Annotated in this window: 11 protein-coding genes; 10 read left to right on the top strand and 1 reads right to left on the bottom strand. The window is 42.4% G+C overall.

Going from position 1 to position 10,415, the window contains the following annotated elements; genetic code table 11:
- From AB5170_RS01675 to AB5170_RS01705, 7 genes are all read left to right on the top strand, one after another.
- A partial coding sequence (locus AB5170_RS01675) for an iron-containing alcohol dehydrogenase (protein WP_368365035.1) occupies positions 1-675 on the top strand: 675 nt, incomplete at its 5' end.
- Positions 676-702: 27 nt separating this feature from the next.
- Complete coding sequence (locus AB5170_RS01680) at positions 703-1,530, top strand: transketolase (protein ID WP_148461595.1); 828 nt, start codon at positions 703-705, stop codon at positions 1,528-1,530.
- Complete coding sequence (locus AB5170_RS01685; RefSeq protein ID WP_173717223.1) at positions 1,530-2,477, top strand: transketolase family protein; 948 nt, start codon at positions 1,530-1,532, stop codon at positions 2,475-2,477. Before AB5170_RS01680 ends, AB5170_RS01685 begins: the two co-directional genes overlap by 1 nt.
- 4 nt (positions 2,478-2,481) lie before the next feature.
- Positions 2,482-2,958 (top strand): RpiB/LacA/LacB family sugar-phosphate isomerase, encoded by a 477-nt coding sequence (locus AB5170_RS01690; RefSeq protein ID WP_148461596.1) that lies wholly within the window; start codon positions 2,482-2,484, stop codon positions 2,956-2,958.
- Between the two features lie 14 nt (positions 2,959-2,972).
- Positions 2,973-3,647, top strand: a complete 675-nt coding sequence (locus AB5170_RS01695) for a transaldolase family protein (RefSeq protein ID WP_173717219.1) — start codon at positions 2,973-2,975, stop codon at positions 3,645-3,647.
- 13 nt (positions 3,648-3,660) lie between these two features.
- Positions 3,661-4,722: a transaldolase family protein gene (locus AB5170_RS01700; RefSeq protein ID WP_173717220.1), complete on the top strand. Its 1,062-nt coding sequence runs from the start codon at positions 3,661-3,663 to the stop codon at positions 4,720-4,722.
- Positions 4,719-5,765, top strand: coding sequence for an NAD(P)-dependent alcohol dehydrogenase (locus tag AB5170_RS01705; protein ID WP_148461599.1), 1,047 nt, complete (start codon positions 4,719-4,721; stop codon positions 5,763-5,765). Before AB5170_RS01700 ends, AB5170_RS01705 begins: the two co-directional genes overlap by 4 nt.
- 257 nt (positions 5,766-6,022) lie before the next feature.
- Here AB5170_RS01705 and AB5170_RS01710 read toward each other — a convergent pair whose 3' ends face one another.
- Positions 6,023-7,297: an IS110 family transposase gene (locus tag AB5170_RS01710; RefSeq protein ID WP_173734753.1), complete on the bottom strand. Its 1,275-nt coding sequence runs from the start codon at positions 7,295-7,297 to the stop codon at positions 6,023-6,025.
- Between the two features lie 295 nt (positions 7,298-7,592).
- Here AB5170_RS01710 and AB5170_RS01715 point away from each other — a divergent pair, with 295 nt between their 5' ends.
- From AB5170_RS01715 to AB5170_RS01725, 3 genes are all read left to right on the top strand, one after another.
- Positions 7,593-8,141 carry an acyltransferase gene (locus AB5170_RS01715; RefSeq protein ID WP_173717222.1) on the top strand — a complete coding sequence of 183 codons (549 nt, stop codon included), beginning with the start codon at positions 7,593-7,595 and terminating at the stop codon, positions 8,139-8,141.
- 94 nt (positions 8,142-8,235) lie between these two features.
- Complete coding sequence (locus AB5170_RS01720) at positions 8,236-9,639, top strand: ATP/GTP-binding protein (RefSeq protein ID WP_226815296.1); 1,404 nt, start codon at positions 8,236-8,238, stop codon at positions 9,637-9,639.
- Positions 9,632-10,342 carry an RloB family protein gene (locus tag AB5170_RS01725; RefSeq protein WP_148461602.1) on the top strand — a complete coding sequence of 237 codons (711 nt, stop codon included), beginning with the start codon at positions 9,632-9,634 and terminating at the stop codon, positions 10,340-10,342. Before AB5170_RS01720 ends, AB5170_RS01725 begins: the two co-directional genes overlap by 8 nt.
- Positions 10,343-10,415: the final 73 nt, after the last annotated feature.

Consider the following 10,415-nt stretch of genomic DNA (forward strand, 5'->3'; position numbering starts at 1 on the left):
GTATTAAGCGACCATGAGCTTGGAAAGAAAGGCCCTATCGTTTCTAATGGATTCTATCCGTCTATCGCAATGATCGATCCGGAGCTGACCTACACATTACCTCCGAGAATCACAGCAAGCACCGGAATCGACGTTCTGTGCCACGCACTGGAAGGCTTCTGGAGCAAAGGTCATCAGCCTGTATGCGATGCACTTGCACTTCATGCTTGCGAGATCGTTTTCAAATATTTGAGAAGAGCTTACAAAGATCCACAGGATAAAGAAGCCAGAGCAAAAATGGCAGAGGCATCCGTTATCGCTGGTCTTGCATTTACTCTTCCAAAGACAACAAGCTCCCATGCTTGCTCCTTCCCGCTGACCAATCTCTATCATATTCCACACGGCGAGGCTTGTGGCCTGACCCTGGACTGCTTTGCAAGAATCAATGCTGAGGTAGAGAACGGAAGAGTTCATGAATTTGCAAGGAAGCTCGGTTTCGCTGATACCTATGCACTGGCAGATGCCATCCATGAGCTGAAGGTAGATCTTGGCCTGAGACTTGACCTGAAAGACTTCAATTTAACAGATGAGCAGGTTGCAGAACTGGTTAAGACCAGCCATCATCCGAATATGTTAAATAACCCTGTAGAGATTACAGATGAAATATTAAATGAAATGTATCAGTCCATGAGGTAAGTAACCGAAAGGAGAAATGACAGTAAAATGAGCAAAAAAATAGAAATGCTGAATGAAAAAGCAAAAGAAATCCGAAAATTAACGGTGAAAACCATCGGAGGACTTGGCGTTGGACATATCGGTGGTGCAGTTTCCATCTGCGAAGTATTAGCTGCTTTGTACTTTGATGTGATGAACGTAGACCCTGAGAATCCAAAGATGGAAAACCGTGACCGTTTTGTATTATCAAAAGGCCACGCAGGCCCTGCAGTTTATGCCACTCTGGCGTTAAAAGGCTTCCTGAAAGAGGAAGAGCTGGACACCCTGAACCGTCCTGGAACACATCTTCCAAGCCACTGTGATATGCGCCTGACAAATGGCGTAGACATGACAACCGGTTCTCTTGGCCAGGGCTTTTCCGCAGCTGTAGGAATGGCTCTTGCAGCACAGGCAGATAAGAGAGACTTGAATGTTTACACCATCATTGGAGACGGTGAAAGCCAGGAAGGCCAGATCTGGGAGGCAGCACTTCTTGCAGGAGACAGAAAGCTGGACAACCTGATCGCATTTACTGATTACAACAAAATGCAGATTGATGGTTATGTAGGAGATGTAAACACCCTGGATCCTCTTGAGGACAAGTGGAAAGCTTTCGGATGGGATGTGCAGTCTGTTGACGGACATGATATCCAGCAGATCCTTTACGCTATCGACAATGCGAAGAAAGAAAAAGGACGTCCGTCCATGATCATCTTAAATACAATCAAAGGAAAAGGCGTTTACTTTGCAGAGAATCTGGTTGCCTGCCACAACATGACAATTACAGAAGAAATGTGGAAAAAAGCGGTGGATATGATAGATAAGGAGGAAATATGATGGTTTTAGAAGATAGATGGCTTCGGGAAACATATGTAGATCTGCTTATTGAATATGCCGCCAAAAATAAAGACATTGTTATTTTGGAAGCGGATCTTATGAAAGCTGGCGGAACCTTCCGCTTCGCTGAGAAATATCCGGAGAGAACATTTGATGTTGGAATCCAGGAAGCAAACATGATCGGAACAGCAGCTGGTATGTCAGCAATGGGCAAAATTCCATTCACCCATACATTCACAGCTTTTGCCACCAGACGAGTTTGCGACCAGGTTACCCTGTCCGTTGCTTATGCAGGACTGAACGTAAAGATGATGGGAAGCGACCCTGGTGTAACAGCAGAGTACAACGGCGGAACCCACATGAGCATGGAAGATGTTTCCATTATGAGAAATATTCCTGGAATGATTGTTTACGAGCCAGTTGACAGCGCACAGTTAAAAGCAATCTTCCCACAGATCGTAGACCACTACGGACCTGTATATATCCGACTTTTAAGAAGAAATGCAGTGAAGGTTTTTGAAGATGGGGAAACCTTTGAGCTGGGAAAAGGCAAGCTGATGCGTGAGGGCAGTGACGTAAGTATCTTCGCTACAGGAATCATGGTAGCAGATGCTGTGGAAGCAGTGGAAGAGCTTGAAAAAGAGGGCATTCATGCAGAGCTTATCAATATCCATACAGTGAAACCTCTTGATGAGGAGATGGTCCTTGCAAGTGTTGCAAAGACAGGCTGTGCAGTAACAGCAGAAAACCATTCCGTAATCGGTGGACTTGGAAGCGCAGTTGCAGAGCTTCTGGTAGAGAAGGATCCGGTACCTGTAAAGAAGGTTGGCGTTATGGACCACTTCGGAGAGGTTGGACTTACTCCATATCTGAAAGAGAAATACGGACTTACAGCAAAAGATATTATAGCAGCGGCGAAAGCAGCCATTGCAATGAAAAAGAGGTAAGAATATGAAGAAGATTATCATTGGTTCAGACAAATCCGGATTCCAGTTAAAAGAGGCTGTAAAGGCTCATCTTGTGGAAGCTGGATACGAGGTAACAGATGCAGGCTCTCAGAGCGAAGAGAATGCAATGTTCTATTACGAAGCAGCTGAGAACGTGGCTCCAAGAGTAGGAGGCGGAGAATTTGAAAAAGGAATCCTCATCTGCGGAACCGGAATGGGAATGTCCATCGTGGCAAACAAACACAAAGGTGTATACGCTGCAGTTTGCGAGAATACATACGCAGCAGAGAAATCAAGAGCAATCAATAATGCCAACATTCTTACAATGGGTGGTTGGATCACAGGCGAAGTTGTGGGATGCCAGATCGCAGATACATTTTTGAACACAGAGTTCACACAGAACCTGGAAGAGTGGAGAGCAAATAACCTTAGAAACGCAGAGAAAAAAGTAAAAGAAATCGAAGAGCAGATTTACGGTTAAGGAGGATTATCATTATGAAGTATTTTCTGGACAGTGCAAAATTAGACGAGATTAAATATGCATACGAGAACTATGGAATCGATGGAGTAACCACAAACCCGAAACACATCAAATTAAGCGGAAAGCCATTTATGACCTGTGTAAAAGAGATTGCACAGTGGCTGAAAGATGCAGGACTTGAGGGAAAGGATTTCCCGGTATCCTTCGAGATCAATCCACATCTTGACAAGGCAGATGACATTGTGGCAGCAGCAAAAGAAGTTGCTTCCTACAGCCCAAACTACTGCATTAAGATTCCATGCTGCAAAGAGGGTCTGATCGCAGCAAGAAGACTGGAGAAAGAAGGGGTTCGTACAAACGTTACTTTAGTATTCTCCCCATCTCAGGCTATCCCGGCAGCAAAGCTTGGTGCAAAATTTGTTTCCCCATTCGTTGGCTGGAAAGAGAACAGCGGTGACAGCTCCGCATATCTGAAAGAGATCGCTAAGATTTACAAGAACTATGGATACAAGACAGAGATCATTGCAGCAGCAGTTCGTAACGGAAGACAGATCAGCGAACTGGCAGAGGCTGGTATTGATATCGTAACCTGTGGACTTGCAGTATATGAAGCAAGCTTTGAGCACCCATTTACCACTCACGGCTTAGGTATTTTCCGTGAAGCATGGGACAGCACAGCAACAGAATAAGGAGGAAACGAGAATGGAATATTTAGGAAAACTTCATCAGGCAGCAGTAGAGTTCCCACAGACTGATATCTGGATGGATTCCTGTGGAGAAGAAGAGCTGGAATATGGTTTAAAAAGAGGAATCGTAGGCGCTACCAGTAACCCGATTATCGTTGGAAACGTTATCAAAAACGAGCTGAACATCTGGGAAAAACGAATCAAAGAGATGGTAGTGGAAATGAAGGATGCTTCTGAGGAAGATATCGCATGGGAACTGATCTATGAGATCGGTGCACTCCGTTCCAAAAAACTCCTTCCTGTTTTCGAGGCAAACAAAGGCAAAAAAGGCCGCCTTTCCCTTCAGGTAAACGCAAAATATTACAGAAATAAAGATAAAATGGTTGAGCAGGCAGTTAAGATCAATAGCCTTGCACCAAATATGCAGGTTAAGATCCCGGCTTCCGCAGCAGGTGTTGAGGCTATGGAAGAGGCTACTTACCGTGGAATAAGCATTAATGCAACTGTTTCCTTTACAGTAGCACAGGCAGTAGCAGTAGCAGAAGCAGTAGAGAGAGGTCTGAAACGCCGTGAGGCAGAAGGCCTTGACAACAGCCAGATGGCTCCGATCTGCACCATCATGATCGGACGTACCGATGACTGGTTAAAGAAGAACACAACAAAGACCGGACAGGTTGTTCTTCCGGAAGTTCTTGAGTGGAGCGGTGTTGCAGTTATCAAAGAAGCATACCGTATTTACAAAGAGAGAGGATATACAACAAGACTGCTTAGCGCAGCAAACAGAAATGTTTACCACTGGTGTGAGATCCTTGGCGGTGACCTTGCTCAGACAATCAACTACTCCTGGCACAAACGTTTGAACTCTTGTGACGTAGAAGTAAAAGACCGTATGGCTGATCAGGTTCCGGAAGTATACATGAACGAGCTGAACAAGATCGAGGAGTTCCATAAATCCTTCGAGGAGAATGGAATGAAACCGGAAGAATTCGTTACCTATGGTGGATTCAGAGATACCCTTACCACATTTATTGCCGGATATGATGATCTTTGCAAATTAATCAGAGGTTATATGATATGAAAAACTATGCAATGAAAATGTGCTCTGTAAAGCGTCTAGAGAGAACAGAGCTGGAAATGCCTGTTGCAGCAGCAGATCAGGTAGTTGTAAAAATTGAATATTGTGGAATCTGTGGTTCTGATATGCACTTTTTCCAGAATGGAGCCATCGGAACAAGAAAGGCTCCGCCGGATTTCATTCTGGGACATGAGAGTGCTGGTACCGTTATCGAAGTTGGAAAAGATGTTACAACCTTGAAGGTTGGGGACAGAGTTGCCCTGGAGCCTGGTGTTCCTTGCGGAAAATGCCAGTACTGCAAATCTGGAAAATACAATCTTTGCCCGGATGTACATTTCCTGGCAGCAGCGAAACCGCCTACAAACGGTGCTTTAAGAAATTATTTCGCATACCCGGCTGAGTGGTGCTTCAAGCTTCCGGATAACGTATCTACTATGGAAGGAACTATGCTGGAGCCATTATCCGTGGGTATGCACGCTGCAGGACGAGGTGGCGCAGAGCTTGGAAAAACAGCGCTGATCATCGGTGTTGGAACCATCGGATATATGACAATGCTTGCCTGCAAGGCTATGGGCGTAAGCAAGATCATCGTTTCTGATGCGCTTGAGAACAGACTGGCACTTGCACTGCAGCACGGCGCAGATTATGCCATCAACGTAAAGAATGAAGATGCTGTGGAGAAGGTAATGGAATATACAGACGGCGAGGGTTGTGACATCGTATTCGAGACAGCCGGAAGCCCGGTAACACTTGCATCTACCTGGAAATACGTTAAGACAGCCGGTGTGATCGTAAACGTAGGAAATGCCAGCGGCGAGATTCCATTTGTATTCGGCGAGCTTGCCCGCAAGGAAGTTGACATCCGAAGCGTATGGCGTTACCGCAACATCTACCCGATCGCCATCGAGGCTGTAAGAACCGGAAAGATTGACCTGAAACACATTGAACCTGCAATGTTCCCGTTTGAGAAGAGCCAGGAAGCTTTTGAATATGCGTTTGAGCACAGAAGCGAAGTTCTGAAGACGATTATTCAGGTAACGGAATAAGGGGTTAATGAAAAAATAGAAATGGCTGGAAATCCAAAGATGTAGAAAAATCTTCGGTTTCCAGCTGTTTTTTTATGGTGGAGCTCTATACAGGTAAAGGATATTTGATGTATTATTTATGGTAACAAAATAAAACAGTAAGTTTTCAGGAGGAGATTAGTGTGAAAGAAAGTAGAGGACAGCCATAAATGGGTGCACTTTACTAAGCTGTCTAAATCAGGCAACTTTTTAGAGTGTTATAGATATAGTGAATTAGATTAAGAAGCTAATGGTTCATCAGGAGGAAGTATTCCCTCCCGTTGCAATAGTTTCTTGGCTTGCTTGATAGCTTTTGCCTTTTGTTTTTCAACAAGAGCTACAGGCATATCGATTTTGTAAAGATCGCTCGGATTCCACTGCTCACCAGTAGACAGCATCTGGTAGATGGCAGTAAGAATCATACGGGCAATAGCGATAATGGCTCTTTTCTTGCCACGACGTTTAACAAGTGATTCATATTTCTTTTTGTAGTAAGGAGATTTATCAGATTTTACGGCTGCATGAGCACACTGTACTAATGCAGGTTTGAGGTAGACACCGGCACGTGTAATCCGAACAGATTTCTTCTTACCAGCAGATTCATTGCTGCCTGGTGTAAGACCAGCCCAGCAACATAAACGTTTGGAACCCCCGAACTGAGACATATCAGTACCGATTTCGGAGATGATAGTGATTGCACTATCACGTTTGACACTCGGAATGGTACAGAGAAACTGGACAGCATTTTCAAAATCAGGATTAGAAAAAATCATATTTTCTATCATTTTATCAACATCGTTGATTTCTGCTGTGATATAATCCATATGTGCGCGGACGAGGCGCACACGATATTTTGGGGCATCAGTCATTTGATATCCTTCGACGGATTCTATAACAGCATCTTCTTTGGATTTGAGGCTCCGAAGAAGCTTGGATGCGATTTCTTCGTGGTTAATGGATGTACCCGATTGTTCAAGCAGATAGTCGATAATGGACATGGATGACTTCCCAAAGATATCGGAAACAACAGAATCTAATGCAACATTACAGACAGTAAGAGTATTCTGATATCGATTCTTTTCACTTGAACGGCAGGAAACAAGCTTGTAACGATAGCGAGTGTATTCCCTGAGAATACGGACTATCTTACAAGGGATATAGCTGCCTTTGACAAGTCCGAGACGGAATAAATCCCCAATCCATTTAGAATCTTTGGTATCATCTTTGTTGCCTTTCACAGCCTTTACCCACTTGGGATTGGCAATGACAACATTGATCTCATCTTCCAGAAGATTAAAGACAGGAACCCAGTATTTACCTGTGGATTCCATACAGACATCATGGCAATCATTGTCGAGAAGCCATTGCTTGAATTCAAGAATTGAACTGTTAAAGGTGGAAAAGCGCTTCTTTTGGTAAGAAGGCTCAATGCCACCAGTGGTTTTTACAATTGTGGCAACGAGAAAAGATTTGTGAACATCGACACCACAACAGGTTTGATAAGTAACTTTCATAGTCAGACTCCTTTCGTGAATGATAAGAAGCCATTGACTGAACTGCCACACAATTAAACTAAGGTGCTTAAACAATTCTTAGTGTACGGATTCATGATGCCACTTATTTGTGCTTGAAAAGGCAGAACTTACACTGATTATTATGCTGTCTAAAACGAAGAAAGTTATTACAACTCCTCCTCCCGTGCTTTGTAGTGTAGCTTCTTGCAAACTATTTTACAGCACAGTGTAGAGAGTTGGAACACTTTCATTACTATTTGTGCCGCCAACCGAAGGCGGCGGAATGGAGATTATTATGGAAGAAAGACGGGTAGACTTGCGGATTCCCAATCCGGAGCGCTCTAAAGAAGGAAAACGTACTACAGGGATTTTGCACAGATTTAATGCAGCGGACCCTTTATCAGTGGAATATCAGGAGCTGATGAAAGAGCTGTTTACAGGAGGCTTCTGGGAGAAAAGCAAGGTGGTGGCGCCTTTTTATGCGAATCTAGCTGCGGATATTCATATAGGTAAGAATGTAGTCATCATGCCGTATTGCAAATGTATGTCAGCTGGGAATATTTATATAGAAGATAATGTGCGTATTGCTTTGAATACATCAATTCTTACCAACAATCATGATTTTTATGAGCGTGATGTCCTCACAGTGAAGGATGTGCGCATCTGCAAAAACGCCTGGAACGGCGCCGGAGTTACCATCCTTCCAGGGGTCACCATCGGCGAAAACGCCATCGTAGGCGCCGCCAGCGTAGCAACCAAAGACGTCGCCCCCAACACCGTCGTCGCCGGAAACCCGGCGAAGGTTATTAGAGAGTTGGATGGGGAGAGGTTTAAGGAAGAGTGACACAAAACGTAACGGAACCAACATATAGCAGTTGAGTATATTGATATTGAATCGTGAAAAGCTTTCCGCCGCCGGAGAAATCTGGCGGCGGTTTTTGTATATTGTTGTGGAATTTATATATGGTATAAAGTGTAAAAATTTGTCGAAAATTGCAGAAATGAAAATTATAACGATAAATATGAGATTTTACCTCATAAATCATTGCGAAAAGCAAAAAACTGGATATAATAAAGGTACAGATAAAAAGTTTAGACGAATGGAGGTAAATAAAATGTTATGCCAATTTACAGTGAAAAATTTTAAGAGTATACGGGATGAGGTAACATTTGATATGCAGGCTGCCGCCATTTCTGAGCATGAAGATCGGATTATAAAAGATACAGATGGGGAATTATATTTACCGGTATCTGCTGTATATGGACCAAATGGTGGAGGAAAAACCAACGTTCTTGAAGCACTCCATAGCCTGGTTACAAAAGTATTAAGGCCATTATATGCCACAAGTAATAGCGAAGAGACTGCAATGAAAATGAAAAAGGTCGTGATAGAGCCATTTGCTTTTGACGAAGCGACAAGAAATGAACCGACAGAATTTGAGCTGTTCTTCAGAACGGCACTGACAGAGTATCGTTATGAATTGATTGTTAAAAAAGAAGTGATTGAGTACGAAAGGCTAGACCGCATAAAACTGGAAACTGGGAGGAAATCTGCACTTTTTGAACGCAATAAAAATGAAATTATTTTGAAAGGTGCTTTTACAAAATTAAAAACCAGTGATGAGTTATCTGATACATTACCATTGTTATCGTATCTTGGAATTACTTATAGGAAAAATGAGGTGGTACAGGATGTACTTGGATGGTTCGATGAAGAAATTGATTTTTTGAATTATGGAAACCCTATACAGGAATTACGAATGGCTGTTTCAAAGTCAGAGGAGGTAAAAAGCTTAATGCTTCAGATGATCCAGGAGATGGATTTGGACATTGTAGATTTTCGTGTAGAAGAAAAAGAAAAGGATCAGATTGAAGTGTTCACAAAACACGTAGTAGATGAGTTTGAAGCAGAGCTGAATTTATTTGACGAATCCAGTGGAACAAGAAAATTATTTGGCTTGCTTCCGTTTATTGCAAAAAGTCTGCTAAGAGGGACAACTCTTGTAATAGATGAGTTGGATGCAAAGATACACCCGGTATTACTTAAATACCTTATTATGATGTTTGGCAATATGAAAAAGAATAAAAAAGGTGCACAGCTTATTTTTACATCACATGATTTATCTACTATGAACAGCGAAGTGTTCAGGAGAGATGAAATCTGGTTTGTAGCCAAGGGAAAATGTCAGAACTCAAAGTTATATTCTCTTGTAGAGTTTAAAAATAAGAAAGGTGAATCTGTTCGTAAAGATGCCAAGTTTGATAAGCAGTATCTGGAAGGAAAATATGGTGCAGATCCGTATCTCAAAAGAATAATAGATTGGGGGAGGGTGAATGGCTAAAAGAGAAGGGAAAGAGAAGAATAACTGGAAGAAGAAACGTCGGCAGGAATATCTGGAAAAGAAAGAATTTCGCTACTATATTTTCTGCGAAGGACAAGCAACGGAACCCAACTATTTTCAAGGATTCAAACGATATATCGAAGATAATCCTATTTATCGTGATATGGTTTTGATCGAAATTGAAGGCTGTCAGGCTGAGACGATGCGTGTGATTGGAAAGGCTGAAGAGTATGTACGTGAGAATAAGATTACGAAAGGGCAGATATGGTGTGTTTATGATAAAGACAGTTTCCCGTCCTGCGATGTTAATGGAGTGGTCCAGCGGGCAAATATGTTGAACCAAAAGAATCCAGAACTTCAGTATCATGCAGCATGGAGTAATGAGTGTATTGAATTTTGGTTTATGCTGCATTTCGCATATTATACCTCAAATAATCATAGGTCTGAGTATAAGAAATTTCTGAATGAAAAATTTCGAGAACTAGGAATTGGAAAATATGAGAAGAATATGGATAACATATTTGAAACGCTGATGAATGGTGGTAGTCCGAAATTAGCAATTCGATATGCGAGGCGGATTATAAAAAATGGAGAGGGAAAAACACCGGCGGAAATAGCACCAGGAACAAAGGTGCACGAGTTAGTGGAGGAATTGGCAAAATATTTGCCAGAAGAAATGCAGAGAAAATTTAAAGAGAACTAGAGCGTGTTTGAAAAATAAAAGTTGCACAAAACATATATTCGTTTACCCTTTTTCATGTTAAAATAAAGAAAAA

The sequence above is a fragment of the Ruminococcus sp. RTP21484sp1_RTP21281st1_A8_RTP21281_210402 genome (genome assembly GCF_040914025.1).
Classification (GTDB): Bacteria; Bacillota; Clostridia; order Lachnospirales; family Lachnospiraceae; genus Blautia_A; species Blautia_A faecis.

What these genes read in the sequence shown, in the direction of transcription:
- AB5170_RS01715 (WP_173717222.1), top strand. Translation starts at nt 7,593, where the DNA reads ATGGAAGAAAGACGGGTAGACTTGCGGATTCCCAATCCGGAGCGCTCT.
- AB5170_RS01725 (WP_148461602.1), top strand. Translation starts at nt 9,632, where the DNA reads ATGGCTAAAAGAGAAGGGAAAGAGAAGAATAACTGGAAGAAGAAACGT.
- AB5170_RS01695 (WP_173717219.1), top strand. Translation starts at nt 2,973, where the DNA reads ATGAAGTATTTTCTGGACAGTGCAAAATTAGACGAGATTAAATATGCA.
- AB5170_RS01685 (WP_173717223.1), top strand. Translation starts at nt 1,530, where the DNA reads ATGGTTTTAGAAGATAGATGGCTTCGGGAAACATATGTAGATCTGCTT.
- AB5170_RS01710 (WP_173734753.1), bottom strand. Translation starts at nt 7,297, where the DNA reads ATGAAAGTTACTTATCAAACCTGTTGTGGTGTCGATGTTCACAAATCT.
- AB5170_RS01680 (WP_148461595.1), top strand. Translation starts at nt 703, where the DNA reads ATGAGCAAAAAAATAGAAATGCTGAATGAAAAAGCAAAAGAAATCCGA.
- AB5170_RS01705 (WP_148461599.1), top strand. Translation starts at nt 4,719, where the DNA reads ATGAAAAACTATGCAATGAAAATGTGCTCTGTAAAGCGTCTAGAGAGA.
- AB5170_RS01690 (WP_148461596.1), top strand. Translation starts at nt 2,482, where the DNA reads ATGAAGAAGATTATCATTGGTTCAGACAAATCCGGATTCCAGTTAAAA.
- AB5170_RS01700 (WP_173717220.1), top strand. Translation starts at nt 3,661, where the DNA reads ATGGAATATTTAGGAAAACTTCATCAGGCAGCAGTAGAGTTCCCACAG.